Genomic DNA, 260 nt, shown 5'->3' with positions numbered 1-260 from the left:
TCAGCAGGGTGATGCTATTAGAAATATTACAGGTTTCGTGAGTGGTTCTTCTGGCGTTTCGTTTGATAGTTTTTCTGGTGCTTTTTACGATTCGGGGGCAAGAAGCGGTAGAAGGCCTGAGAATACGACTATTGTTGATATGAATGATGATTTTGCTTTTGATGCTTCCCGGATAGTGCCAACTGCAAATGAAAATCGCCCGCGAAATCTTGCATTCAATTACATAGTTCGTGCAGCTTAAATGAAAAGCCGTCTTAATG

Annotated in this window: 1 pseudogene; it reads left to right on the top strand. The window is 41.5% G+C overall.

The annotated features are described in order from the left end of the window. Positions 1 to 241 (top strand): annotated as a pseudogene (locus OGY10_RS00075) (phage tail protein); the annotation flags it as partial. Positions 242 to 260 lie beyond the last annotated feature (19 nt).

This window comes from Citrobacter sp. Cpo148, assembly GCF_030332375.1.
GTDB lineage: Bacteria > Pseudomonadota > Gammaproteobacteria > Enterobacterales > Enterobacteriaceae > Citrobacter > Citrobacter portucalensis.
This window is presented reverse-complemented; position numbering and strand designations above follow the sequence as displayed.